This window comes from Paenibacillus oralis (assembly GCF_003863965.1).
Classification (GTDB): Bacteria; Bacillota; Bacilli; order Paenibacillales; family Paenibacillaceae; genus Fontibacillus; species Fontibacillus oralis.
Genome location: NZ_RRCN01000001.1, coordinates 5,244,853 through 5,270,429, shown reverse-complemented (window position 1 = coordinate 5,270,429; position 25,577 = coordinate 5,244,853). Strand labels below are relative to the sequence as shown.

Here is a 25,577-nt window from a genome sequence, read left to right as displayed (position 1 = left end):
TCGGCTCTGGGTTATCCATTATACGGATTATGGAACAATTTCAAAAACAGTACCTTGATTAAAATCAGTCACTTTCATAGAGCCATGCACCCCTAAATATAGCCTGCTCTGATCCAGATTCGTCCCCAAACTAACATAATAAGCGGATTGAGACCCAAAGTTATAATTGGTTTCAATCACACCAAAATCACTTAGTTTGCAATCATTTCTTATCCTAGTGTAAGCCAGAACCCCATTAACCGGAGGTCGAGATTCTTCTTTTCGGGCAAGATCGGTAAACACAACGCTTCCCATCAAATCGGGGATTCCATTCCCCATATATGACTGGACGCCTGTAAGTGAAGTTCCTCCAAACTTATCGGGACGGGGGTCTTTATGAAAATAACTGGTTAAAGGCTGAAGACGCCGCACTGAAGTTTGTACTGCTTCATCGTAATAAGCGATTGTTTTCTCATCCAAAGCCGGGTTCGAGGGACAATCTCTTATAATCGAAGTCGGAAAAGCACCTTCCCACCCTCGCCAGCCAAAATTAATAAATCCCTCCGAGTCAAGCTCAACTTTCATTAAAGAAGCTTGAATAAGCTGTGTAACCGGTATGGGTTTATAATGAGTGAATGAAAAAATCGACTCTACCAAACCTTGCCCGACATTTCCTACATATTTAATATACTGACTATAAGACCTTTGAAAGGAAACCCCCGGAATATTGCGAACCCCTTTAGCCATTGCCGTAAGCGTTTCCTGAATAGGTGATGGAAGTTCATTAAAACGTGTGACTACAGGCGGATTTTCGATAAGTGTATTCTTAGCCACATCGATTTCAATTATTTTTCCGGCGATTTCCATATCATCCTGACTTAAATTAAATGGGTCATAGCCCGCTCCGCCATCTCCGGTTGTTAAAATCAGTTTTCCATTTTCAGGTGAAAAGTTTAAACTATTGACGCCATTATGATTAAAAAATGGTCTTCTTATGTTAAGCAATGTCCGTCGTTTTTGAGGTTGCCCATTCGGCTGTAAAATCCATTCTTCAACGGTATCAATGTGATCATATTGCGTTTCTCTATTCATCCACTGTAAGTTTAAGGTTTCCGGATCACATGGGTCAGGCTTAAAAGGTTTAGGAAGAGCACCCGGACCTTGTGTTCCGGCCACAGAATAATGAAGATAAAACCGGCCGTTATAATAAAAATCGGGATGAAACGCCAGCCCAACTAATCCGCGTTCGTCATATCCGCCTCTAGAAGCACCTAGTTTTATGATTCGTGGGCGAATATCCAAAAAAGTCCTTATAACTCCGTTTCCTATGTAAAAGATCTCTCCTACCTGGGTTGCAATAAATAATCTTTCAATGGAGTCCCCCGGAAGCACAGCTGTTTTCATTACAGTCGGTAAATTTATCTTACTTACAATGGGCTGTAAACTAACCTTAACTTTTTTCAACTAGCTTTACACTCCCCCCTATTTTTTCTTTTAAAGAATATGAAAAGTACGGTTTCATTAGTACCAAATTGGGGGCCGGGGCCGATCACCCTTTAATCTGACGGTACACGATGTGCTTAATTGAACGTGCTGATTAGCTATAAATTATAGCGTCATCCTGAATTGAGTAGAATAGACTTCAAACTACAGATTCTCTACTAACATGAAACGGATCAGCATTCTTTTCTTCTAGCAACTCCTCAAATTTATCCGCCCCATTTTTTATGAAATATTCATATTCTGATTGTGAGATAAAAAAGGCTAAAAGAATTCTCCCATCTTTTTCTTCGCTTTTAGTTGTGACATGGCTGTATTCTTCTGGGAATGCAAATGGTTCAGTAAAATAAACTGCACCTTTGTTGTATTTTTGTACGAATGATTTATCAATGTTTTCAATGCCGCTAATCGCTATTCCTCGTTCCATTTGCATTTGGTTAGCTATACAATAAAACAATGTACTTGCAAGAATATATCCAGCACTGCTAAATGCTCCATCAACTACCATTGAAACCTCTATATTATCGCCTACTACCTCCTCATACTTGCTAAATCCGAGAGTATTATAAACTAAGCATTCTTCAAACACATTTTCATATTTCAAAATTTGTATTTTTGGCATTTCCTCAATATTTTTAAATACCTCTCGGTCGATTGGGTTCCCTAAAAATTTGCTGTAATGGTCGTAGTATAATTCTCCAAAGTTAATCATCCTAATTAACACCTTTTATAAGTTTCTTCTACTTCATAGTTATAACTGACAGGCTCTCTTTTCTCCTTCTACCACCATGGTGCCTGTGGTAATTATCATTATTATACTCTACCTGTTAACCTCAGGCAGTGTGTTGGTGATGGCCCATCCACTTGACTGTGTGCACATCCTTCAACAAAAAGAGAGTATTCTAGAGCAATACTTATAAGCATGCTTTTTGCAATCCCTGATTCGACGTTCGGCTAGTGATTTAAAACCTTAAAGAGAAAAAGCTTAAAAAAACAGGTCTATATAGGTTATCTAACCATAATAGACCTGTTTAACGTAACGTATAAGTACATCTAATTTTTGATGACTTCATAACAAGAGAATAAGCTAATATTGGTAATAAGTGCTTCATTAAGCATTGGAATGGGTATTATACAATTTACTCATAATCCTTTTTAAAAATGGCCCCCACTTGTTCCGGACTTGTATTTTCAGGCCAAGTAGTCTTATCGTTGTAGAAAGCCCCATTAAAAATGACATTACTAATCTCTGCATTTGAAAAATCAACTTCCGATAAATCAGCATTAGTAAAATCTACACCTAGAAGTTTAGAATTTCTAAAAGATGCCCTAGATAAATCGCAATTTATAAATTTGATATTTTTAAGATTAGAATATATAAATCTTGCCTTCATCATGCTAGAGTTGGAAAAATCCACTTCCTCGGCTACTGATTCATAAAACGTAGCTTTTATCACCTTAGAGTAAGATGCATCACATTTTTTAAATAATGAGTAATCCAGATTTGACTTTGTCAAAATTATTCCATTCATACTCGTCTCTAGAATATTTAGAGATGCTAGATTCGAATAATAAAAATCAGTATTGGTTAACAAGCACTTTTGCAATGTTGAGCCTACTAATACAACATCTGTCAAGTTCCTACCAACTAAATCTAACTCTAGTAAAGTAACATCCTCTAACTGCAATTGTGAACCTTTCGATTTGGATTCAGTTATCCATAACTGGTGATCTTCCACCATTTTATTTAGTTCTTGTTGTGTTAACATCCATTACACTCCTCTGCCCATGTTATGGCCACCAAAGGATATTCACCTTCCAATCCATTGTACCGATAGCTTTTTTTAGTTGATCAATATGATCCTGAGATAATTTAGTGGTATCAAGAATAACATTTTCTCCCTTTCGAAGTTCATCCTCTATATCTATCAATGCTCTATCTAATCTGAACCCACCTTTTCTAGGAGGATAATAAGAGTTAAATCCTTTTACATCCCATACTTGTCCATCCCTATCGATAAATTCACCTCTACCCTTAACTGGGTCACGAATAATTGGCCCCGCAAGTTCTTCCCTAACCTCTAATTCAAGCCCAGCCTGTCGTTCTATTTTAGATTTGTCATCAATGTTAAAATTATGGTCTGGATCTTTTGCCAAACTCTCATACTCTTCTATAGACCTATCAAAATATCTTCCCTTATCTCCATACTTGTCTATCAATTCTTTATAGTAATCCGGCGCAGTTTCTCTGATTTTGTCTAAATCGGCTTTCGGCGTTCCCTCAGTCTCTTCCTGTCTCTCTTTATTACCTCTATCCTTCCTCTCATCTCCCCCGCCACCATGATGTTTCCGGTAATCATTATTATACTCCACCTCAAAATGACGTCCTAAGCCTCCGCCGCCATTACCTTCGAAGCCGAGGCGTCTTCCGCCCATGCCGCTCATCCAGCCTTGCAGGCTTAGGGAGAGGCCTTCCAGGATTTCCTCAAAAGCTTCCGCCGCTTGCTCCAAAGATTTCAAGCTTCCGGTTTTTAGCTTGCCGTCCCCCAGTTTCGGAGTTCCGTGTTCGTCGGTGAAAAATGACTTCATTTTTCCTGCGAGCCCCAGGCCTCCGGCAGCACCGGCCGCGCCCATTTCCGCGTTCCCCAGGGCCCGGCCTGCCGCGCTTTTCGCCTTCAACATGCTGGCCGCTTTTTTGGCGACCCCGGCTCCTCCAGCAGCGGTAAGGCCGATATCCACCGCCAAACCCGCGGCTTCAATCGAGTCATACCCGATCTGATAGCTCTCGTCTTCCCGATCGGTGAGCGGGTTCGGCAAGCCGTTGTTCCACCATTTGACTAACGGGTTCACGAAACCCTTTAAGGTCTCTCCACCATCATGCAGCAGCTCGGAGCCCGATTTTTGATAGGTCACCGCTTCCAATACGTATTGTCCAGTGTTGATAGCCGATTTCACCGTCTCATTGCGTTCCGCGAGCGGTTTGACCTCTTCGTCGGTAAACAGTCCGTAGTATGAGCTGACCAGAGGATCTCCAAATTGCGCCGTCAAAAGCGCGTCCGAAATATCGCTGGCTGTATTCCATAAACCTTTAACGTATTCTACGGCTCCATCCCATTCCCCTTTTAGTGTCGCCCCAATATTGTTCAGGGCAACTTCCCCGACGGCATATGCCGCCCCTTTCTCCTTCAGCACCTGCTCAAACGGAGACAAGAGCTTCTCATACGTTTGGTGCAGACTTCCGGCCAATTCGACCTGCTGCCCGCTGAATTCAGCGGATTCATTATGCTGTGCCTTGCTGTTCTTTGCTTCTACATCGAGACCGTCCGTTCCTTCCACCCGGATTTGGCCCGCCCGCAAAAACAAATTTTTCCCGGCGCTGACGTTTATTTTTTGCGAGCTCTGGAGGCGAACTCCGCCCGTCTGGTTCATCCCGATATACAAGGTATCTTCCTGTGCGCTGATCAACAAGTCCGCATCGCCGAGCACGATTTCTTTGCCCTGCGGGTTGCCGAATGATTTTACGCCCGGGTCCTGCATTTTGCGCTCATATTTGTCAGCCGGACTTTCCGGCAAACTCTCCGCAGGTAACGCTCCCCTGGCTCCTCCAACCGCAGGCGTAAACGTTGGAGCAGGCTCCATCCGCACCGACTGGATGACCATCGCTTCATCCTCGTCCGCACTGGGAAAATACAGCTTGATCCGGCTGCCGATTTCCGGCATCATATACCATACCTGACTGCCTTCGGCGGCATAAGGGAACCACTGGGCGTCCTCCGGGTCCTGCTTTTCGTCCATATCCAGATGAATGCGCACTTGGTTGCGGCTGTTTTGCAAAATCTTCCCTTCGATCGCCGCGCCAATCACCGTGGAATTATATTTCTTCGGAACGATCAGCCCTTCCGGACGTCCGCACTCGTAACTCCAAGTCAAAACTCCCTGACGCATCCGGGCAGTGCGTTTGTAAATGGCAAAGATTACTCCCCCGCACTCCACCTCATCGCCAAGCTGCAAAATTTCCGGCCATTCGAACGTATACCCGGTATGCCGGATAACATCTTCCCCCGCAGAAGCTTCATTTGCAGCGCTTAACGATGCCAGCGGAATCATTTTCCGCTCGTACACGAGGGGGACAGTCTCCAGTTTCAAGCGGCGCCGGCCTTGCGGCAGCCCCACCCAGAACTGAATCCGATGCGCCGTAATATTCGGGACCAGCATCGCCCCGGCATGCGAAGCCAAACGCTGCAAAAAACTCCAATCCGTCTCCTGATACTGCAAGATAAACCGTCCGGTCGCCCGTTTGTCAAACGCTTCATCGATCATATCCGCGCCGGGATAGTCTCCGATCACTTGGCGAATGACCTCGACGTAGGTTTGACCTACATGCTGAAAAGAGCGGTTTTGGAGTGTCGTGTCCAGCTTGAAGCTGTGCGACACCGCCTCCAGTTTTATATTCAGCCGGTCCATCGCCTTCGAAATTTCGATATCATACAATTGCCCTTTAAATAATGGCTGATCCTGCCCCACATCATCGGTGTGCCAAAGCTCGATCAAATCATCCGAACTCGTTCGCCTAAGGATCGTCTCTTCCTTAGCCGGATCGGCGCTACCTTGAATGCTTAGCCGCGCATGTTCCCCGGCTGAATGGCAAAGTTCCACCCCAGCCAGGCGAAACTCGCCGTACGGCCAAACCATTTTTAACTGCCCATATGTAATGACGTTATCGGTGGTTGCAGCCACGTTCCTCCCCTCCTTCCCTATCGAAATCAGCCGCCCTGCCCATCGTTCGTAATGGTAATGATCCCCCCGGGGCTTTTACATGTGCAGCGCAGCGTCGATTTGCTCAGCAGAGCCTGCTCCCCTTCGACCAGAACATCCTCCTTGCCATCCGTCCATTTCGACCCGAAGTCGATTTTCGGCTTGCAGATATTGTTTAACAATTTACACATGCCAAAAGCGCCCACATTGCTAATGTTGGCATCGGGTCCGCAGACGCAATCGGCAATATTCATCACCGGCTTGCCTTTGACATATACGCCGTGGCTGAGCGGCAAATTAAGCACCCCCGGGCGATTCCCTCGATCGCATTCGAGTTTGGCCCCCCGAACCACATAGGAGTACTCCTCATTTAACGCCCCGAAGCTATATGCCATTAATAATTGCTGCAGATTCATCGGCTGACCTCCTTTTCGGCTTTTTCCCAGCGCAGCGCCCCCGCCATAGCAAAGGCAAGCGGATAATAAAGCCCCGCTTCCGGCAAAGGAAACTGCGCACTGGCCATCAATCCTTTTCCGCTGTCTCCTTCTATTTCACGCTGACAGTAACTGACCAGAACTACCTGGTAATAAGGCTTGGCACCCGCCAAAAAAAGTGCCTCATAATAAGCAAACGGCTGCTTCTTCCCGTGGTAAACGCCCTTTCCCTGTACCTTCATTTCCGGTTTTGCAAACAAGCTGTTCGTAAGCAGCATATCGCGTACCGGCTCCAGCTGCGCTTCACCCAGTTCGATGTCCAGCCATTTCACTCCAAAGCCTGCGGCGGCCGTGCGATCCAGAAAGTAACTGCGCGTAGGAGCCGGCCTCCCTTGCCCTATCGGAATGTCAGGGTGAAACGATTCCGGCATCAAAAGCGCCAACTGTCCGCCCAAAGCGCTTCGCCCTGCGACGCCGATCGTTTGTCCATCGCGCAAATCAATCGTTCCTCGCTCCAGGCCTTCCAGACATTCGTCCATGCCGACGCTCATCCACGAATCGTCGTTTGCGGCCTCGGTCAGCTTCCGGTGCATCAGCCGCTGATTGTACGCCGTCAAATACTGTTCATCCAAATAATCGGTCACAGAGCATACCCTCCATCCAGTTCGGTCTTTTCCAAAACAAAACCGCTTAACCCCCGGCGCAAAAAACTCTCGGCGGCATGGAGGCTGATCGCAAGATAGCTTTCTCCTCTTCTCGGTCCGCGAATCTGCACGATGTGATGCCCCCGCAACTTGCCCCGGTCCAGCACCAGACGCTTCACCGACCCGTTATGGACGTGGTATTCTGTTGCGGACGACAACACGTCCACGGACGGATAATCGGCGAGCCAGTAGACCAGGTCATTCCCGGATGAAGGATCAACGATATAGACCTTCTTGAACCGGATAAATATGTTGTATTTCTCCGCAATATTTTTCAACGCGTCCGAGTAAAGCGGTACCGGATCAGCGATCCAATCCACCGCCTCCATCGCGGGATCCGGTCTCGCCTCCAGCACCTGCACCGGCGGCAGCTCATGAAAGGGCTTCTTCAACAAGTCGATCTGCAGCACGGCCGGTTTATGAGCTATACGCGGATCGTTTTTCATCACAAAATAGTCAGGCAGCCTCATCTTCCCCTCTCTATTCGATCCAATGAACCGATCCTGCCTGCTCCTCGCTCAGGTCCAATTTCTTTCGGTCCAATGTGCGAAAGCGCGCGCCTTCCAGCGAAGCCTCGTGAAAGCTGACCCTTCCTTTCAAACCCGCTGCGGTGAAATCAGCCCCGTCCAGCCTTGCCCGATCAAAACGTAAGCCCAGCAATCCCGGCAGGCGGTAAATGGAATCCAGCGGCTCCAGCCGGCCGATATTCACGAATACCGCGCCCTGCAGATCGCTATCGGTAAAATCGGCGTCGGTAAGCAGGCTTCCGCGGAACTCCGCCCCGTTTAGGTTTGCTCCCCGCCAGCTCGTCCCGACCAAGTTGCATTCCACAAAGCGGCAGAAACTAAGGTTGCCCCGGCTGAAATCGGAATAAGGCATCTTCTTTCCGTTAAAAATATGCCCGGTTAACGGCAAGCTGCGAAAATGAGTATAGGCCAGCCTTCCGCGGTCACCTTCATCCGATCCGAGAAGCGCCTGTATTTTTTCCGCCTCGCCCGCCTGCTTCTCCTCCCAGTACAATATCTCGCCCCGGTCCATCAGTTCCCCCGTCCTGATCTGCAGCCGGTCGGCTTTGTCGAGCGCGGTAAACTCGGGAACTTTTACGAGTTCAGGCATGGCAGTCCGCAATAAAGCGGTGACGTATTGGTCAAACGCGGGAGCGTACTCGAGCGCCAGACGCTCCGCATCGGCCCCGCTTAGCAGGCCCATATATTTCTTGCCTTCCCGTTCCAATTCGGCCAGAAAGCGCGAATAGCTCCGGTAGGCCCAGCCGGCGTCATACGTAACCGCACACTCAGCCTCGTCAAAATAAAATTCGCGCGAATCGGCCGCGAGCAAATATGTAAAGGATTGATCCAGCAAGGAGGTGCGCAGCATGGAATAATGAATATAGGCGATCGGCGCTTTTTGCGAACGCTGCTGCATGTCGAACGCCTGGCGGCATAACGCAGCAAAAGACGCTTTCAGTTGTTCCGTCAGCCACTGCCGGTTGTGCAAAAACTCCAGCTCCACCTCCTGAAGACAGTCACTAAGCAAAGGGAGTACTTTTTCTTCCGAAAGTTGCCGTAACGCATCCTGCTTATTCATAGGCGTTCCTCGCATCAGTTCATTTTGATTTCCGACCCGGACAATAAAATCTCCTCTTCCAAAGACAAGGTGCTTCCCTTGCCGGATAATTCGATTTTGTCCGCCGACAGCTGCAGCATCTGGGAGGACAATACCAGCTCTCCACCCGCCGTAATGCTGATATCCTTGTCGCTTTTGATCGTAATTCCTTCGCTGTCGCTGACGGTGATGGACATCCCGCCCGAAGAGATCACGATTTTGTCCGGGGCCAGCACGATTTTTTTGCCGTATTTCGTCTGCAGCGTTTTTACCGCCGGATCGGCCATCACATCCTCACCAGCGGCCGAGTTATGCGGCTCGGGGGCTGCCGCTACTGCGGACGTCTGGCCTTTTGCTGCTGCCGCAACCGGGTTTGTCCGTTTCACCGAACTGATCGCGTAGCCTTCTTCCTCTTTGTAGCTGGGAAAATAAATGCGCAGCTGGTCGCCGACCTCCGGCATGCAATACCATCCCGTCTGTCCCTCCGATGCATAGATGGTCGAGTAAGGAAACCAGAAATCGGTGGCCGGATCGACCTGCTCGTCCATATCCAGCTTCACCTGCACCTTGTCCTTCCGCACCGCCAGCACCTTGCCGTGAATGGACGCCCCGATGATGGCCCGGTTGTACATTTTGATCGGGCGCAGCCCGCTGCGCGGACTCAGCCTGTAGCTGTGCTTCAGCAAGCCTTGCCGCAGTTCGCTCACCGCCTCGGCGACCAGCCACTGCCGCCCCTGAAACATCACCTCATGGCCCGGTTCCATCAGCTTGTCCGCCTCCACCTCGTATTGCAGAAAATCCTCGTTCCGTACTCCGGGAATGCGGTTTTCTGCAGCTGTCTGGTACGCGGATACTCTTTTTACGGCTTTGTAATTGTGAACCTGCAGTTCCCCCTTGCTTAAGCCCATCGGCATCCCGAAATAAAGCTTGGGCACTCCGTATCCGACAGCCGGGATCAGCGGCGAATAGAAATGGGAAGCCAACCGCTTTAAAAACTCCCAGTCCGTCTCATCGTACTGCATCACGAGCGTCCCGATCACTTTGCCGCCGGAAGCCATGTCCATCACATCGGCCTCTCTTCCGTATTCCTCCACAATGCTTTTGATTAATTCGGTATAGGTTATACGCGGGTTTTGAAACGACCGTTTCCGCCGCTTCATATCCAGTTGGTACGTATGGGAGATGGCCTCAACCGTCATATAGTTAATCCCGTTAACCATCTTAACCTTAACGTCCAGGGCGATTCCGCGAAACAGAGCATGCCGGCTCCCTTCCCCATCTTTAACAAAAACCTTCACCTGCGTCTCTTCATCCGAAGCCTTCATGTAATAGTCGCGTAAGTTTTCGTCAACCGTTCCGGTAAAAACCAATCTGGCATGATCATTCGCCGCTTTTACGACCTTCAATTCATGGAGATGTATTAATTGGTAAGGCATAATTTCGATTTGACTAAGCGTAATCGTCCCGTCCATGTTCCACCTGCCTCTATTAAATTTTAACAATAATTCATATAGTTCCATTTAATCTCTATATATCCCTATATCGGTCTATATTATATAGGTTTTAATATAACGTAGGATTGCAGCCCCTGTTATGGACCGTTTAAGGTCGCTGGGGTCCGTCTTAGCAACGCGAAGGCTGTCCAATTCGCACACACGTATCAAGCCGCTCCCTCTTTTGCTTAGTGAGGACAATTGAAGGGAGGATAATAAATAGACAGCCATAGAAAAAAAAGCCGCACAGGGCAAACATCCCGTACGGCCAATCATCTTGATTTGAGCATATTGTGTAAATCCAATAAACGTCTTTCGATTTAGTAATTAGCGGATCGACTCGGCAATGCGGATGATCTCGCTTCTGTCTACACTACGACTGGAGAGGTAATATAGTGCGTCCTTGGTTTCCCAAAGCAGAACTCTGTCATCCATCAGGATCGCTATAACGCCATTCAACTGCAATTCCTCAAGCTTGCCGTCCGTACCCGTGCCGTACGCGGTTTCCTCATCAGGTAGCCGCTGCTGCATGTAGATACTGCCTTTTGTCTCCTCGTTTGTAAAATGGAGAGTGACATATTTGCCGCTTACCTCCTCCGCGTCACGATAAAATTCCGCTCTGTCAAAGGCGTATCCCTTTGGCAAATACTGCGGGAGCTTTACCGGAAAGTCGGCATAGTCGGCCAGCTTCGCTGTGTCCTTTATTCTGAGTATGTGCTCCGCGATGTCCGGGTCCCGCTCTTCCTTTTTTACAGACTGCTTGCCCGTTGATTCTGCCGGTTGTACCTGAGGTTCTGTCTGCGCCACCTCAATATGTCCCAGATTGAACGAAGCCAGCACTTTATCTACTATATCCTGTGCAAAGGAAGGCTGGGCAATGGCTATGCTCAGTACTCCGGCAGCCAGTGTCGCGCTCAGCGCGATGGCAGGACGTTTGAATCCGCGTTTATTTTTCATTGTGTTTGCCTCCTGTTTATTGTTCATCGTCCGTACTTTAAACAACACAGCTCTGCGGTTGGAATGTTGGCTGAAATCTTTGCCGGACAACGCTTGGCCAAGCTCAAGCAACTCACGGTTTTCTTTTGTATCGGCCAGATCACCGGGAACTGCACCGTGCTGACAAGCCTCCATATCACACAAGAACTTATCGTTATTGCCTTTGAGTCTCATAACTGATCCACACTCCCAAGTTCAGCTTTCAGTTTTTTCATGGCACGGTAGAGAATCACTCCGATATTGCTTTCGGTCAACCCGGTAATCTGGGCAACTTCCGTGTTCCGGAGACAGGCTCCAAATTTCAGGGCCACCAGATTCCGCTCTCTTTCATCCAGTTTGTTCAGCGCACCGATCAGTTTGTCGCTCCGCTCTTCCCGCAGGATCAGGTTTTCCGGGTCTTTTTTGCTTGATACCCGTTCCCTGACCGCTTCCAGTGAGAAAAACTGCCGTCTTTTTTGCCTTCTGTAGTAGTCGTTCACTACATTTCTCGCAATGGCAAACATCCATACTTCAAAGGGGGCTTTTTTCTGCGAATATGTCCCCAGCTTGCTTAATATCTTTTCAAACACCACACTCGTCAGATCCTCAGCGGTATGAACACTGCTCACACGATAGCCGATATAGTTGAAAATCCGTTTATAGTAGGCTTCAAAAATCTCTGTAAACAGCCTGTCTATTTCCGTCTCTTCCCAGATCTCCTCCTGTATGAAAGGGTGAAGCAACGCGCGGTCTTGCATCACTTAAGAGTCTCCTTTCGCCAATGTATTACCTGGCCAAGTAATTCAACAGTTAATACGCCTTTCCTCCGGTTCCATTACAAAAAAATACCGGCTCCTGATCCCAGGAAACCGGCATTTATAACTGTACACCTCCATCGTCATTCCATCGTTCTTATTCAGGGACTTATCGGATATTTTGCTGTACATAGGACTGCAACTGACCAATGAAGCGGTTAAAAGAAACAATACAACTAATTTCATACTAACGCTTATTCTTCCCATATTCCCAACCTTTGTTATAAGGCCAGCCATACACGAACATGACTTCCAATAATTTAAAGCGGAATCCAATGCCCCAAACTTCTCAATTATTGAGGTTTGGACGGATCCCGCTCGATTTCCCCCTTCATTTGCTGCTATTTAGAACCGGGTCGAATGTAACTGAAATTATTGATAAACCCGTCTTCTTGAAGAAATATCGGCTCTGATTTCTTGGTCTTCAAGTCAAGATAAAATATCCCTCTTTGATCGGTCTTGGCGTTTTTGTCCTCACCCAAATAATAAATGCCTTTCCCATCTTTTGATAGATATATTCCTTTTCTTGCTGTAATAGGCAAATCTAACTTCGTTCTTTCGCCTGACTGAATGTTGACCATGCTATACTCAACCGGGCCGCTATTAATGACCTTTGCCGTTGCTATCAGGATTTGATCGCCGCTTACGGTTAAACTTAGAATTTTTTCCGCCTTCAACTCAATGATTTTACGAGTCGCTAGCGTTGCATTGTCAATCTCTATGATCCAGTGATTAGACGGAATCATATCCGTATTCGCCATATTCGCTTTCTTCATTTGAATACGCTTCTGAGCGTCAGAATATTGGGCTGCGTACGTTTTGTTGGTTTCCGGATTATAAGCGATGTCCCATGTATGGGTATCCAGATCTTGATCATCCACAAAGCGGATATCGCCACCTTTCTTATCGAAAAAGCCGACTTTCAAGTTAATTTCTCCTCGCTTTACCGCTACCATGATCAGCTTGTTATCGGCAGTAAGAGGAATAATTCTATTGATTGCAAAAAGGTCGGAACTTAGCTGCTTTGAAGATTGTGTCTTTAGATCATAAACAAAAAGTTCGTCTTCATCCCGCTCCCCCTCCGCAGAATAGTAAATTTTATGCTCAGGTAAAGAAGCCACCGAGAGGGGATACTGTGATGTATAGGGCAATTCGGTCACTTTAGTCAGCTTTTTGCTGCTAAGCTCATAACTGTACACCTCCATCGTCATTCCATTGCTCGTATCAGTCCCGTTCGTATACTTCGTATAGGTGATGGTAAGGTAGTCGCTTAAATCAATGTTTTTATCCGGGGACTTATCGGATATTTTGCTGTACGTAGGACTGCAACTTACTATTGAAGCAGTTAAAAGAAACAATGCGACTAACTTAATACAAACACTTTTTCTCCCCATATTCCCCACCTTTGTTATGAAACCCGGGAACAAAACATTGTCCCCGGGTACAACCTATTTTGTTGTATTAAAAACTATAATAATACCACGAGTAGCTGCATCGCCACGTTCTATCTACATCTCCTGTTATTTATTTCACGTTCATTATAATAGCCATTTCATGTCGAATTACTTTCAATCATTTAAGTTATTCGACAAAAATGCCTACTTCCTATTTGCCGTCAGCATATATCCGATTCCTTTTATTGAAATTAAATACTTTGGTTTTCTTGGATTTTCTTCAATCTTCTTCCTCAGCCGACTTATGTACACCTGCAAATCACTTACACTTATTTCAGTATAAAGTACAGACAAGAGCTCATTATACCGAACGATATGACCTAAGTTCTCTGTTAATCGTGTTAGCAACAGAATCTCACTATGTGATAATGCACATTGCAGATCATTTTTCATGAAAATAGACTTATCAAAGTCAATATAACTATTTCTTCCAAGGGGCAACTTATGGATTGTCAGGTTCATATTCTTGTTTCCTCTCTCTATTTTCCATTATTAGAATAATATAAGAGATAGAGACTTGTCCTTACAGAATGGTTACACTGGCGGTTACAAAGTCATTACAACTATGATTATTTACATTTTTATAAGAAAAACGTCTATCGAAGTACTTTCAAGGAAGCCAGACCGCGTTTAGCGGTGGTTTTTCTTGCGATTATAGAATTGCTCAGCTCCGCTGAGAACTTATAAATTCTATAATCTTAAAAAAACCGGATCACTGGTTATGAATAACCAATAATCCGGAATTTTCGAAAGACATATTCCCTTATAGGCAAAAGTTAAGATCCCGCTCCCCGGTACCGCTTCACGCCATAGTTCCAAGAGGTGATCCCGATCGCCAGAAAAACCACGCCGACGACCGGAGTGAGCCAGGCCATCATCTGCATCTCCTCCCGGTGCAAAAACAGCGAAGCCGGATAAACGCCGACGAAAGCGAACGGCAAAATCCAGGTTAGCAGCACTTGAATCGCCCGGTTGTAAATCGTTACCGGATAACGTCCATAACCCTGCACGTTGTACATCAGCGGCAAGATGCCGGTCGGCGCGTCGGAATAAAACGACAGCGAGGTCAGCGTCGTGTAAATCCCGGTGTAAATAGCAACCGCGCTCAAAGTGAACAGGAGCAGGGCCGGAATCGTCCACCACTCCAAGCCAAGGCCAAGCTGCGCCCCGCTGACGCCCATGATGATCAAGCCGATGATTGAGCCGACGAGCGCCGGCGGATCGACGTTTTCCAGGAAGATCTGGAACAGGTTGTAGGCCGGCCGGGTCATGATCCGGTCCATTTCGCCTTTGACGATATAACGTTCGCTGAAGTTCCACATATTGACGAAACAGCTGAACACCCCGAACGGCACCATAAAAAAGCCGTAAACGAACACCACTTCGCTTTCGCTCCAGCCGCCGAGGCTGTCGGTATGCATGAAGATGACAAAAATGAAAATCAGGTTCGTCGCCTGAAACAGCAAATCGGAAATGACCTCCACCCAAAAATCCGCGCGATAGGTCAGCCGGGTTTTCATATAATTTTTCAAATATTCGCCAATGAGGCCCAAATAGTACATGTTGTTCTCAACCTCCTTGAACGAACAGGCGCCGCCGCGACGCATGATACAGCCAAACCATCGGAATCAGCAAAATGACGAACCAGACAACCTGAATGCCCAGCACGCTCCAAATCGAGGCGCCTTGAATCCGGCCCGTAAACACGGAGCCCGGCAAATAGGTGATCGCCTGAAATGGCAGGTAATTCATGGGCCCCGAAAGCCAGGACGGAAACAGGCTGATCGGAATGATGAGCCCCGAAAACAGATCGACGACGACACGTTTCATACGCATAAAGCCTTCGTTGTTTTCCACGAAAAAAGCCATCAGCCCAGTGATAATGTTGAGCTGCGAATTGATCAGGAAGCTGAAGAACAGCATCACGAGGAACCCCGCCCAGGCGGATGGCGCCGTCGGCAGCTTCACCGGATACAGCAGCATGGCCACGGCCATGCCGGGAATCATCAGCATCAGAAAGCGGAACATCCCTTCGCCGAGGCCCTGCATCATCTTGACGAGCACATAGTTATAAGGGCGAATGAACTGGATGGCGATGCTGCCGTCGCGGATATCCGTGGAGATTTCCCGGTCGAGATTGTTGAAATAAAAAGCTCTCGCCATCCACGATACAGCCAGATACGTCGTCATCTGCGAAGCGGTAAAGCCGCCAAGCTCGCCGCCCCCGCCATAGATCGCCTTCCACGTAAAATAATAAACCCCGATGTTCAGCGTATAAATCAAAATGCCTGAATAATAATTCACCCGGTAAGCCAGCATCGTCAAAAAGCGGATGCGGATGAAATCGATGTAAGCTCCTAAGGTGTTAGACATGGACCACCGCACCTTCACTTTCAGCCGGCTCGTCCGTTTTTTTCTCCGCCGTACCGGCTTGGTAGATGCTGCGTACGATTTCGTCGGTATTCGTCTCGATGATTTTGATATCGGTGATGTCCGCTTTGCCGACGACTTGCCCCAGCACCTCGGACACGCCGATGTTGAGGGGAATCCATACTTTGGCGTTCAAATCGTTTTCCGCCGTCCAAACCACCGGCAGCGAACCGGTCCAGGACCGGAGCTGATCGAGTTTGGTCGCCGTCCCGAATTGGAACAGCACCTCCCTGCCTGTCCCCCAGCGGTTTTTGAGCTCCTCCAGCCCGCCGTCGTAAATGATCCGGCCGTCGTCAAGCATGATGACCCGGGAGCACAGCGCCTCGATATCCTGCAGGTCGTGCGTGGTCAGCAGAATCGTCGTTCCGTGCTCGCGGTTCATATCTTTCAGGAAATCACGGATTTCCGATTTGACCACGATGTCCAGGCCGATTGTCGGTTCGTCGAGGAACACGATCGACGGATTGTGCAGCAGCGCGGCGACGAGCTCGCAGCGCATCCGTTGGCCCAGGCTCAGCTTGCGCACCGGGCGGTTCAGCAGCTCCTGCAGCTGCAGCCGTTCCACCAGCTCGTCCAACCGCTTCTTATAGTCGGCCTGCGGCACGCGGTACACCTTGCGCAGCAGCTCGAACGATTCAATCACGCCGATGTCCCACCATAGCTGGCTGCGCTGTCCGAACACGACGCCGATATGCTGCACGAACTTCTCGCGCTCGGTATAGGGCACAAAGCCCCCTACCTTCAAATGTCCCGAAGTCGGCACCAGGATGCCGGTCAGCATTTTGATCGTCGTTGATTTGCCGGCCCCGTTTTCCCCGATATAACCGCAGATTTCCCCCTCCGGAATCTGAAAAGAAATATCTTTAACGGCGGCCACTTCGTTGTACTCCCTCTTAAACAAATCAAGGAAGGCCCCTTTGAGGCCTCCGCGATTTTTCTGCACTTTAAACGTTTTGCGCAAGTCTTGCACTTCAATGGCAGCCATGTCATCCCTCGCTTGTATATAAATTTTAGCCCGCTAAAAATTATATAGTAACTTCCATCAAAGCACCAGTCCCTATAAGCGCGGATTCAAAAGTTAGTCAAGTTCAAAAAGTCGGGAAAGCGGACTTTTTGAACTACCTTTATAAATTGAAGCGGTAGCCGACGCCCCAGATTGTCTCAATATATTGCGGTTTGGACGGATCCCGCTCGATTTTCTCCCTTAATTTGCTGATATACACCGTTACGGAGGCGACATCGCCCAGCGAGTCCATGCCCCATATTTTTTCGAACAACTCGTCTTTTGTAAACACCCGGTTCGGGTGCATCGCCAAAAACAACAACAAATCGTATTCCTTGCCGGTAAGCGACAACTCCGTGCCGTCCGCCCAAACTTTCCGCGACAATTTGTCGATGCGGAGGCCGCGGATGCGCAGTTCATCCTGCTCCTTCGTCCGAATGCCGCCCGTCAGGCGCTCATAGCGGCTGAGGTGGGCCTTGACCCGGGCCATCAGCTCGCCGAGGCTGAACGGTTTAATGACGTAATCATCGGCGCCCAGGCCAAGGCCGCGGATTTTATCGATATCTTCTTTTTTGGCGGAAACCATCAGGATTGGAATATCCTTGGCCTCCCGGACCCGCCGGCAGATTTCAAAACCGTCTGTGCCCGGCAGCATTAAGTCAAGCACGATTAGATCAAATGATTCCTCCATCGCCCGCTTGAGTCCCGTGTCTCCGGTTGGGGCGATTTCCGCGAGGTAGCCGCTTGCCGTCAAATAGTCGCGCTCGACCTCGGCGATCACCGGGTCGTCCTCGATAATCAAAATTCGCTTCATTCCTGTTCACCGCCCATCGGTAAATTTCCCCGCCGCGGCAGCGTAAAAGAGATCGCCGTTCCTTCGCCAACCGCGCTGTCCGCCCGCACGTTCCCGCCATGCTCCTCGACGATCTGCCGCACGATCGCCAGCCCCAGACCGCTGCCTCCGGTCGTCGAACTCCGGGCGGACTCAGCCCGGTAAAAGCGCTCGAACACGTGCGGCAGCGCCTCGCCGGCGATGCCGGCCCCGTTGTCCGCGATGCGGATGATCGCTTCGCGCGGCCGGGCATCCAGCTCGATACGCAAGTCCTTCTCCGGCTTATTCATATATTGCAGACTGTTGCCGCCGATATTCATCAGCACCCGCTTCAGTTTATCCCGGTCGGCCAAAACCGGCAGCGGCCCCGCCAGCTTGGAGCGGAAATCAATGTGCACGTCTTTGTATCTCGGATCGGTCTTTAATTCCTCCGCCCATTCCTCCAGGTACCGATGCAAATCGACCGGTTCAAAATGAAACGGCAGCCGCTTTAAATCCAGCTTGGAGAACAGGAACAGCTCCTCGATCAGCCGGTCCATGTCCGCCGTTTTTTGGCCGATCATGGCGATATACTTATCCCGCTTCTCCTCCGTATCGGCGATTCCGTCGCGCAGTCCCTCGACGCACGCTTTAATTCCGGTAATCGGGGTTTTCAGATCATGGGAAATGTTTGAGATCAGCTCTTTGCGGTTTTCCTCGTATTGGAGCTGCAGCCGGATCGACGCTTTCAGCCGTTCCCGCATTTCCTCGAACGCCTCCCCAACTTCGCCGAATTCGTCCCTGCGCTTTAGTTCGAGCGGCTGGTCCAGTTCCCCTTCCTTAATCCGTTCCGCTGCATGCTTTAACGTATACAGAGGGCGAATGATGCTGCGGGATACGAAAAACGTCAGCAGCAAGTTAGTGAAGGCGATGACGATCAACAGGGACAAAAACAGCGTCGGCATAAACTGCGACATTTTGTTGAAAACCGGATTCAAATCGGAAAGCAAATACAGCGAGCCCGGGCTTTGGCCGGCAAAAACGAAATCGACCCGCTCCGCATTGTAGCGGCCGTTCACCTTCGGCTCTTTTATCCATCCGCTGTGCCGCCGCTCGCCGCCAGTCCCGACCTTGCTTAAATCGTCTTCCAGCCCTTCGCGGTTCACGCCGGATGAGGCGAACAGCACCTCTCCGTTTTTGACGACGACCAGACCGGCTTGCAGCCCCTGGAGCGTTTTGTCCGTCTCCGTTAGAAATTCATTGTCCGCAAGCAGCCCGGGATCATGCTCCGCGATGAATTTTACCCCGTTCATCACCTGTTCTCTTTGGTTGATCGTTTCCCAAACCTGAGAAAAGGCGGCGCCATGCATAGGAAAGATGCCCTCTTTATTGCCGTCGCCCGCTTCACCGCCAAAAAACACGCGGGTGAGAATCATCCCAATGATCAGGATCAAAAACAGCGGAATAAGCACCATGGCTACATAGGAAAGGATAAGTCTGCGTCGGATCGTCATGCGCGAAAAGTCCCCTTCAGGTGAGATGTACTTCGTTAAAACAACTTTCGTTCAAAAGTGGCGAGGCCGCCTATATATGCCATCATACTATAAGCGAGCAGAATGAAAAAAGATGACAGCAGCTTGCCGGCAGGCGCCCCGCCTCCGCCCCATAACAAATGCCAATCGGTATAGGAATATAGCGACCACAGGGCCAGCGGCGGATAAAAAAGCGGCAGCAGCTTGCCGGCAAGGTAGACGAGGACGGCGCAGCCCAGCGCGGCGGCGCTGCCGGCAAAATACTGGGCGATCCAGACGGCCGCCAGGCTAACGGCCAGCATCGGTACCACGGATACCGCGTAGGCGATCGTACTTTCCGCCCACTCCGCCAGCGGATCAGCCGAACCGGCCCATAGGCCGCAAACGGATGAAGCCAGCCAGGCGGCAGCCAAAATGATGGCCGTAAACGCAGCCAAAGCCAGCACTTTGGAGGCGAACAGCTTGGCGCGCGTCACCGGGCGCACCAAAGCCAGCTTAATTGTACGCGCCGCCGTTTCGCCGGCAAACAACTCCACCGCCGACATCGCCAAATATAACGGCAGCAGGATGCCGGTAAACAGGTTCAGTGTCAAAAGGGCAGCCTGCCCGCTAAGCGCGGCGCCAAGCCCGGCGGCATCGTTCAAAAACCGCGTCAACAGCGTCAGCATCAAGGGGACAATCACCGCCAGCCCCAACATCGCCTTTGTGCTTTTTTTCAGCCACAGCTTTTCCAGTTCATTATGCCAACTCGCCAGCAAACTGCTCACGGCTTTCCGCCTCCTTTCCGGCTCCAATCGTATTTAAATAATACTCTTCCAGCGTCATTCCCGGCGGAATCAGCTGAAACCGGCCGCCAAACCGCAGCAGCTCGCCGTGATGGAGAATTCCGATATGCGTTGCGATCGGCTCAAGATGGCTGATCATGTGGCTGGACACGAGAAAAGCGATCCCTTCCTGGCGGGATAACCGTTCCATCGTGTTCCGAAATTCCGCCATCCCTCCGATATCCAGCCCGTTGGTCGGCTCGTCGAGGATGACCATCCGGGGATGGTGCAGCAGCGCTGCGGCGAGCGCCAGCCGCTGCTTCATCCCCAGCGAATACTGCTTGGCCCGCTCGTGTTTGAAAGGGGCGAGGCCTACCAGCTCCAGCACTTCATCAAGCCGGGCCGCCGTTACCCCAGGGTAAAACCGCGCCACCTGGCGCAAATTTTGATAGCCGGTCATGTATTCGTATGCATCGGCCGTCTCGATCACGCAGCCAACCTGGGCCATCGCTTGCTCAAACCGCGTTTCCGGGTCCAACCCGAACAGGCCCACCGTTCCCGCGTCGGGACGGCACAACCCGGTGATCGTCTTGAGCAGCGTCGTTTTGCCGGCCCCGTTTTGGCCGAACAGCCCGACGATTTCACCGGCGTGTACGTTAAAGCTAATATCGTGAATTCCGCGCTGATTGCGGAATCGCTTGGTCACGTGATTTACGCTCAATAAGGCGTCCATGACAGTTTCCCTCCCTTAGTATAAGCAGCGCCGGGCCATGGTTGCCCGGCGCTGTCCGCCCGCTAGGAACGGGTCTTCCTCAGCGGCGTTAACGATGCCACGGCGGCGTATGACCGTTCCGTTCGATCGTCTCCACCTGCTTCCCGGTCAAATCAACCGTATCGGGCGTTGTCTGGCCGAATCCGGACAAATCGCAATCAATGGAGATGACCAGTTCATGCTTGTCGCCCGCTTTATCGGTGCCGCTGATGGTAATTTTCCCTTGCTGGTGCTTAATGTATTGTTCCGGGCTGATTTCGGCGTCAAATTGGATATCCTCCACTTTAACGTTATCCGTCAACTCGGGAAAATCCACCTTGGGCATGGAGGGATGAGCCAAGCCATCCTTCTGGGCGGTTTCGCTGTCATTTCCCGCCATCCGGCCTTCTGCCCCCATCTGCCCGTGGAACTTCGGGCCGGCCGTCAGATGGCTCGCCGCCAGCGATCCGGCCGCTTGTACAACCGCCGGGATTTGGCTGCCGGACAGATGCAGGGACGCTTGCTTCACGCCGGAAGGAAGCTCCTCAACCGTCGCCAGGTCCTTCACATTGCCCATCAGGGCTTCGATGAACTGTTCCGCGTGCTGCGGAGGCGCAAACTCCCCACTGCCCGCTTCCCGCTTGTTTTCACCCAAGTTCATTACCCGGTACGTATCCGAATCCCCTTCGTGGAGGATTGCTTTTTCACCCTGCTTGAAGGCCTGCATGGTTTGGCTTTCCGATGCCCCCGTTACGGTGAACTTTGCGCTTGCGCTCATCCCGTTTGTCTCTTTGTTTCGTTTCGCCTCCAGATCGGCGCGGAAAATCTGCTTGCCGTTGTCGGTCACGACGATGGTTCCCTGATTTGTCAAGCTTTCAGCCGAAATCGTATGTTTCAGGGCGGATTTGTACGTTTCGTACCCGGACGTTCCTGCCATCGCGGACAGTCCGCTGGCCAGCAGCAGAGCGGCCCCGAGGCCGAACACCGTCCCCCGCTTGATCCATATTTTCGTTTTATTCATGGCGTTCTTCCTTTCTTAAACTTTGGTTTATCGGATGTTCGGAAGCGCGGCATGCCTGAACTGAACTTCCTGTCATTAAGCATAATCGCCAGGTCTAAAACGCCTCTAAACGAATTCTTAAAAAAGTATAAAAAAAGCGGACGGCACGACATACCGGTGCGGAAGTAGGAGGATAAGCGAATGGCGAGAAAGCCTGGAGGTGAGCAGTGATGCCGAAAAAGGCGGGGCGTAGTAATAAGGCATATTACAGGGTGTAGTCAAAGTGTTGTATATCAAGTGTGATGGAGAGTTGTACGGCGGATGTGTGAATCGCGGGATTTCCAAAGTAGCGGACAAAGTATTCCCTAACGCTGCAACAATTCTGAACCTTAGAACCATTCTAACGGTTGCCACAAGCGCTATTTATTCCAAAAACGTTGATTGCAAATTCTAACGGTTGCCCTGGCGCTTATTTCATTTAAAACCGTCCATTTTCACCTAGATCAAGGCAAATAACGTCGTTCACAACCGTTAGGATTTAGAAAAGGCCTTTTTTCGAAAAATAGTGGCTGATACAACAGTTAGATTTCCGGCTGGCTGGTGCGTCACGGTGACTGTGGTGACAAACTTAACGCTTCCCCGACGCACGGCTTAAGCGTGCTGCGGATCACCCGGACGATGAACGGAAACAACACCGATAGATGGCTTTCCTCCGTGAAGCATGTGTAAGACACGTGGATCCCGGGGATGCAGGCGGCCGACAGCCGTTCGAACATCGCTTTGGCGTCTTCGATCATATGCGGCTTTTCCAGGCTGCCGACGCCCAGATAAAGCCCGATGAGCGGCTTCTCTCCTGCGGAATCCGCGGCGAAGCCAGCATCTGCCGCCAGCCCCGCCTCCCTCCATCGCCGAACCGACTGTTCCGCAACCGGAACGATATAGCGATTTTTCCACCAGATCGACGGGCTTCCGGCGGCATAATGTTGAAAAGCCCGGGGCCGCGCAAACAGCGTATACAGCACAAACCAGCCGCCCAGCGAGTGGCCGAACAGCGTTTGACGGGTGCGGTTAATCGGCAGCGCCCGCTCGATAAGCGGTTTTAACTCCTCTTCGATAAACGCCAGGAACTGCTCCGCTCCCCCGGTTTTCGGCCACGGTACATCAATCGGGCGCTGCGGCAGCTCCTCCTGATCCGCATGGATCGTAAAATCGTAAAAACGGGCGTCCGTGTCAAACGGCCGATCCGTCTCATACCCGATGCCAACGACGATAGAAGCTTCCAGCCGATGGGGTCCGCGCGCATGCATGCGCACCGCCTCCGCCATCGCCCCAAAACAGGCGTTGGCGTCCAGCAAATAAATCACCGGAAAGCCGCCCTCCGGCGCCTCCACCTCCGGCTTCCACAGCATGATGCGGTAATCGCGCCCGCCGCAGCTCGTCATCGTCCATTGCTCCGCCCCGGGGATGCGAAACGGCTGTTTCTCCAGCGTATAATCCAAGGTAGCGCCCTCCTATCTTTTTCTTGCCCGATATAATTGGTAAACGAAATAAGGCACCCCGATGATCGAGATAACGATGCCCACGGGCAGCTCGGCTGGCGCAAACACCGTCCTGCCGATCAAGTCGCCGAGGATGACCATCACCATCCCGATCGCTCCGCAGGCGGGAACCACATACCGGTAGTGGATGCCGACCAGCCGCCGGGCGATATGCGGGGCGATCAGCCCGACAAAGCCGATGCTGCCCGACACGGATACGCAGGCGCTGACAAGCCCGATGCTGCAAACCAGCAGCCACCGCCGCTGGGCTCCCGCACGCACCCCTAAGCCGACGACGCTCGTCTCATGCAGCTGCATCACATCGAGCACGCCCGCTTTGCACCAAATGATCGGGATGAGCACCAGCAGCCACGGCAGCGTCGTCAGCACCTGCTCCCAATTGGCCCCGTAAATGCTGCCCGTCAGCCATACCGTCGCCATTTCGAAGTCCTGGGGGTTCATTTTCAGGGACACGTACAATGTAATGGCGCCGAAGCCCGAGCCAAGCGCGATGCCGACGAGGATCAAACGCTGAGGGTCGATGACTCCATTACGGCCGGAAAAGAAATACAGCAACGCCGCCGCGGCGAGACCGCCGATCCAGCCAAACAGCGGCATCGATAAAACCGAGCTAAAACCGCCGCCATTCACCGGCCCCTGCAGAAAGAACATAAACAAAACCACCGCCGTCCCCGCGGCGGCATGAATGCCCAGGATGCCGGGATCGGCGAGCGAATTTCGCGTGATCCCCTGCAGCGCGGCGCCGGCCACGCCAAGGCCGCAGCCGACCAATGCGGCGATCAAGATCCGCGGCAGCCGGAAATCGAAGATGACCAGATCGTGATCCTGCTGCGGATCGATGCGCAGCAGCGTCCCGAAGACGTCGCGAACCGACAGATCAAACGACCCGTTCGTGAGGCTGAGGTACATCCCGCATAACGCGAGGCCGCAGCAGACGGAAAAAACCAGCCAAAACCGCGCCGAAGAATATGGCCTACTCACTTTTTTCCCCTCCTCTCGTCTTGATCAAGTAGAGGAAATAAGGCACGCCAAACAGCGCGGTAACGACGCCGACCGGCACCTCGAACGGCGGATTCAGAAACCGGCTGAGCAAATCGCACCAAGCCAAAAACAAAGCGCCAAGCAGCGCCGCAAACGGAATTACCCTCCGGTAATCCGGGCCTACCAGCAGACGCGTAATATGCGGCATGATCAAGCCGACGAAGGCGATTTTCCCCGCGATCGCCACGGCAGCGCCGGTCATGACAACGACGCTGAGCATCGCCGCCGCTTTGATCAGCTTGACGTTCAGCCCCAGTTCCGACGCCAGCTCGTCCCCCAGCGCGAGCGCCGTTACCGGGCGGGCCAAGAGCAGGGCCAGCAGCAGTCCGAAGATCCCGCAAGGAACGGCCAGCCAGAGCATATCCGGAGCGATATCGTGCAGCCGGGCGTTGTACCAGAAGCTGATATTTTGCGATACCTGAAAATAACTGGCCAGCGCCTGGGACACCCCGCCGAGAAAAGTGCCCAAAATCGTCCCCAGCACCGCCATCATGACCGGAGAGGAGCCGCCGGGCAGCACCCTGGACAAGCCGAAAACGAGGCACGCGCCAAGCGCCGAGCCCGCCAGGGAATACCCGATCATCCCCATATTCGTCGTCCCCGGCATAAACGCCATACACAAGGTGACCGCAAACGCCGAACCGTCCGAAATCCCCATAATCGAAGGCGAGGCCAGCGGATTTCTGGTGATCCCCTGCATCAAGGCCCCGGAAACGGCCAGCATCGCTCCGATCAGCAGCGCGCCGACCGCGCGGGGAATCCGGGACGTCCGGACGATCTGATGATCGATATTGCCGGCATCAAAATGAACGACGGCGTCCCATACCTCATCGTAGGTGATCGGCTTCGTTCCGTGCAGCACCGATCCCGCGATCGTGACGGCGATGAGCAGAACGCCCAGGGCCAGAAGGCCTGCGTTTCTCAGCTTGCGTATTCCCGCCGGCGTCTCGGTTCGAATATCCCCGTTCATTC

General features: G+C 50.9%; 24 protein-coding genes. All 24 read right to left on the bottom strand.

What is annotated here, in order from left to right; translation table 11 throughout:
* Window positions 1-27: 27 nt before the first annotated feature.
* The 24 genes from EHV15_RS23565 to EHV15_RS23450 all read right to left on the bottom strand — a co-directional run bounded on the left by EHV15_RS23565 (window position 28) and on the right by EHV15_RS23450 (window position 25,575).
* Window positions 28-1,443 (bottom strand): PQQ-dependent sugar dehydrogenase, encoded by a 1,416-nt coding sequence (locus EHV15_RS23565; RefSeq protein ID WP_128633371.1) that lies wholly within the window; start codon window positions 1,441-1,443, stop codon window positions 28-30.
* Window positions 1,444-1,621: 178 nt separating this feature from the next.
* A complete protein-coding gene (locus EHV15_RS23560; protein WP_128633370.1) occupies window positions 1,622-2,191 on the bottom strand; it encodes a suppressor of fused domain protein in 570 nt (189 codons plus the stop codon).
* Window positions 2,192-2,618: 427 nt separating this feature from the next.
* Window positions 2,619-3,248 (bottom strand): pentapeptide repeat-containing protein, encoded by a 630-nt coding sequence (locus tag EHV15_RS23555; protein ID WP_128633369.1) that lies wholly within the window; start codon window positions 3,246-3,248, stop codon window positions 2,619-2,621.
* 22 nt (window positions 3,249-3,270) lie between these two features.
* On the bottom strand, window positions 3,271-6,216 hold the full coding sequence (locus tag EHV15_RS23550) for a contractile injection system protein, VgrG/Pvc8 family (RefSeq protein WP_128633368.1): 2,946 nt from the start codon (window positions 6,214-6,216) through the stop codon (window positions 3,271-3,273).
* 26 nt (window positions 6,217-6,242) lie between these two features.
* The gene (locus EHV15_RS23545) at window positions 6,243-6,650 is read right to left on the bottom strand and encodes a DUF4280 domain-containing protein (protein ID WP_128633367.1); all 408 of its coding nucleotides are present in this window, start codon (window positions 6,648-6,650) and stop codon (window positions 6,243-6,245) included.
* On the bottom strand, window positions 6,647-7,312 hold the full coding sequence (locus EHV15_RS23540; RefSeq protein WP_128633366.1) for a hypothetical protein: 666 nt from the start codon (window positions 7,310-7,312) through the stop codon (window positions 6,647-6,649). The genes EHV15_RS23545 and EHV15_RS23540 overlap by 4 nt, the downstream gene beginning before the upstream one ends.
* Window positions 7,309-7,842 carry a hypothetical protein gene (locus EHV15_RS23535; protein ID WP_128633365.1) on the bottom strand — a complete coding sequence of 178 codons (534 nt, stop codon included), beginning with the start codon at window positions 7,840-7,842 and terminating at the stop codon, window positions 7,309-7,311. The genes EHV15_RS23540 and EHV15_RS23535 overlap by 4 nt, the downstream gene beginning before the upstream one ends.
* A 10-nt stretch (window positions 7,843-7,852) precedes the next feature.
* Window positions 7,853-8,959 (bottom strand): pentapeptide repeat-containing protein, encoded by a 1,107-nt coding sequence (locus tag EHV15_RS23530; RefSeq protein WP_178075940.1) that lies wholly within the window; start codon window positions 8,957-8,959, stop codon window positions 7,853-7,855.
* 14 nt (window positions 8,960-8,973) lie between these two features.
* Window positions 8,974-10,449: a phage baseplate assembly protein V gene (locus tag EHV15_RS23525; RefSeq protein ID WP_128633363.1), complete on the bottom strand. Its 1,476-nt coding sequence runs from the start codon at window positions 10,447-10,449 to the stop codon at window positions 8,974-8,976.
* Window positions 10,450-10,797: 348 nt separating this feature from the next.
* On the bottom strand, window positions 10,798-11,640 hold the full coding sequence (locus tag EHV15_RS23520) for a DUF4367 domain-containing protein (protein WP_128633362.1): 843 nt from the start codon (window positions 11,638-11,640) through the stop codon (window positions 10,798-10,800).
* The gene (locus EHV15_RS23515) at window positions 11,637-12,203 is read right to left on the bottom strand and encodes a sigma-70 family RNA polymerase sigma factor (RefSeq protein WP_128635499.1); all 567 of its coding nucleotides are present in this window, start codon (window positions 12,201-12,203) and stop codon (window positions 11,637-11,639) included. The genes EHV15_RS23520 and EHV15_RS23515 overlap by 4 nt, the downstream gene beginning before the upstream one ends.
* A gap of 398 nt (window positions 12,204-12,601) precedes the next feature.
* On the bottom strand, window positions 12,602-13,654 hold the full coding sequence (locus tag EHV15_RS37560; protein ID WP_246061749.1) for a hypothetical protein: 1,053 nt from the start codon (window positions 13,652-13,654) through the stop codon (window positions 12,602-12,604).
* Between the two features lie 204 nt (window positions 13,655-13,858).
* Window positions 13,859-14,107, bottom strand: a complete 249-nt coding sequence (locus EHV15_RS38415; protein ID WP_425464486.1) for a winged helix-turn-helix domain-containing protein — start codon at window positions 14,105-14,107, stop codon at window positions 13,859-13,861.
* A gap of 383 nt (window positions 14,108-14,490) precedes the next feature.
* Window positions 14,491-15,276 carry an ABC transporter permease gene (locus EHV15_RS23500; RefSeq protein ID WP_128633360.1) on the bottom strand — a complete coding sequence of 262 codons (786 nt, stop codon included), beginning with the start codon at window positions 15,274-15,276 and terminating at the stop codon, window positions 14,491-14,493.
* Between the two features lie 7 nt (window positions 15,277-15,283).
* Entirely contained in the window at window positions 15,284-16,087 is an 804-nt protein-coding gene (locus tag EHV15_RS23495) for an ABC transporter permease (protein WP_128633359.1), read from the bottom strand.
* Entirely contained in the window at window positions 16,080-17,129 is a 1,050-nt protein-coding gene (locus EHV15_RS23490) for an ABC transporter ATP-binding protein (protein WP_128633358.1), read from the bottom strand. The genes EHV15_RS23495 and EHV15_RS23490 overlap by 8 nt, the downstream gene beginning before the upstream one ends.
* 139 nt (window positions 17,130-17,268) lie before the next feature.
* A complete protein-coding gene (locus EHV15_RS23485; protein WP_128633357.1) occupies window positions 17,269-17,961 on the bottom strand; it encodes a response regulator transcription factor in 693 nt (230 codons plus the stop codon).
* A complete protein-coding gene (locus EHV15_RS23480) occupies window positions 17,958-19,472 on the bottom strand; it encodes a sensor histidine kinase (protein WP_128633356.1) in 1,515 nt (504 codons plus the stop codon). The genes EHV15_RS23485 and EHV15_RS23480 overlap by 4 nt, the downstream gene beginning before the upstream one ends.
* 35 nt (window positions 19,473-19,507) lie before the next feature.
* Window positions 19,508-20,257 carry an ABC transporter permease gene (locus tag EHV15_RS23475; protein WP_128633355.1) on the bottom strand — a complete coding sequence of 250 codons (750 nt, stop codon included), beginning with the start codon at window positions 20,255-20,257 and terminating at the stop codon, window positions 19,508-19,510.
* Window positions 20,229-20,987, bottom strand: a complete 759-nt coding sequence (locus EHV15_RS23470; RefSeq protein ID WP_128633354.1) for an ABC transporter ATP-binding protein — start codon at window positions 20,985-20,987, stop codon at window positions 20,229-20,231. Before EHV15_RS23470 ends, EHV15_RS23475 begins: the two co-directional genes overlap by 29 nt.
* Before the next feature lie 88 nt (window positions 20,988-21,075).
* On the bottom strand, window positions 21,076-22,026 hold the full coding sequence (locus tag EHV15_RS23465) for a hypothetical protein (protein ID WP_128633353.1): 951 nt from the start codon (window positions 22,024-22,026) through the stop codon (window positions 21,076-21,078).
* Window positions 22,027-22,610: 584 nt separating this feature from the next.
* Complete coding sequence (locus tag EHV15_RS23460; RefSeq protein ID WP_128633352.1) at window positions 22,611-23,504, bottom strand: alpha/beta hydrolase; 894 nt, start codon at window positions 23,502-23,504, stop codon at window positions 22,611-22,613.
* A 12-nt stretch (window positions 23,505-23,516) separates the two neighbouring features.
* On the bottom strand, window positions 23,517-24,473 hold the full coding sequence (locus tag EHV15_RS23455; protein WP_128635496.1) for a FecCD family ABC transporter permease: 957 nt from the start codon (window positions 24,471-24,473) through the stop codon (window positions 23,517-23,519).
* A gap of 64 nt (window positions 24,474-24,537) precedes the next feature.
* The gene (locus tag EHV15_RS23450) at window positions 24,538-25,575 is read right to left on the bottom strand and encodes a FecCD family ABC transporter permease (protein WP_128635497.1); all 1,038 of its coding nucleotides are present in this window, start codon (window positions 25,573-25,575) and stop codon (window positions 24,538-24,540) included.
* Between the last annotated feature and the right edge of the window lie 2 nt (window positions 25,576-25,577).

Excerpts from the sequence above, each read along its gene's own strand:
- EHV15_RS23545 (WP_128633367.1), bottom strand. The coding sequence starts at position 6,650 with ATGAATCTGCAGCAATTATTAATGGCATATAGCTTCGGGGCGTTAAAT.
- EHV15_RS23480 (WP_128633356.1), bottom strand. The coding sequence starts at position 19,472 with ATGACGATCCGACGCAGACTTATCCTTTCCTATGTAGCCATGGTGCTT.
- EHV15_RS23500 (WP_128633360.1), bottom strand. The coding sequence starts at position 15,276 with ATGTACTATTTGGGCCTCATTGGCGAATATTTGAAAAATTATATGAAA.
- EHV15_RS23555 (WP_128633369.1), bottom strand. The coding sequence starts at position 3,248 with ATGTTAACACAACAAGAACTAAATAAAATGGTGGAAGATCACCAGTTA.
- EHV15_RS23530 (WP_178075940.1), bottom strand. The coding sequence starts at position 8,959 with ATGAATAAGCAGGATGCGTTACGGCAACTTTCGGAAGAAAAAGTACTC.
- EHV15_RS23465 (WP_128633353.1), bottom strand. The coding sequence starts at position 22,026 with ATGAATAAAACGAAAATATGGATCAAGCGGGGGACGGTGTTCGGCCTC.
- EHV15_RS23490 (WP_128633358.1), bottom strand. The coding sequence starts at position 17,129 with ATGGCTGCCATTGAAGTGCAAGACTTGCGCAAAACGTTTAAAGTGCAG.
- EHV15_RS23535 (WP_128633365.1), bottom strand. The coding sequence starts at position 7,842 with ATGAGGCTGCCTGACTATTTTGTGATGAAAAACGATCCGCGTATAGCT.
- EHV15_RS23485 (WP_128633357.1), bottom strand. The coding sequence starts at position 17,961 with ATGAAGCGAATTTTGATTATCGAGGACGACCCGGTGATCGCCGAGGTC.
- EHV15_RS23520 (WP_128633362.1), bottom strand. The coding sequence starts at position 11,640 with ATGAGACTCAAAGGCAATAACGATAAGTTCTTGTGTGATATGGAGGCT.
- EHV15_RS37560 (WP_246061749.1), bottom strand. The coding sequence starts at position 13,654 with ATGGGGAGAAAAAGTGTTTGTATTAAGTTAGTCGCATTGTTTCTTTTA.
- EHV15_RS38415 (WP_425464486.1), bottom strand. The coding sequence starts at position 14,107 with ATGAAAAATGATCTGCAATGTGCATTATCACATAGTGAGATTCTGTTG.
- EHV15_RS23455 (WP_128635496.1), bottom strand. The coding sequence starts at position 24,473 with ATGTACCTCAGCCTCACGAACGGGTCGTTTGATCTGTCGGTTCGCGAC.
- EHV15_RS23525 (WP_128633363.1), bottom strand. The coding sequence starts at position 10,449 with ATGGACGGGACGATTACGCTTAGTCAAATCGAAATTATGCCTTACCAA.
- EHV15_RS23515 (WP_128635499.1), bottom strand. The coding sequence starts at position 12,203 with ATGCAAGACCGCGCGTTGCTTCACCCTTTCATACAGGAGGAGATCTGG.
- EHV15_RS23560 (WP_128633370.1), bottom strand. The coding sequence starts at position 2,191 with ATGATTAACTTTGGAGAATTATACTACGACCATTACAGCAAATTTTTA.
- EHV15_RS23470 (WP_128633354.1), bottom strand. The coding sequence starts at position 20,987 with ATGGACGCCTTATTGAGCGTAAATCACGTGACCAAGCGATTCCGCAAT.
- EHV15_RS23450 (WP_128635497.1), bottom strand. The coding sequence starts at position 25,575 with ATGAACGGGGATATTCGAACCGAGACGCCGGCGGGAATACGCAAGCTG.
- EHV15_RS23495 (WP_128633359.1), bottom strand. The coding sequence starts at position 16,087 with ATGTCTAACACCTTAGGAGCTTACATCGATTTCATCCGCATCCGCTTT.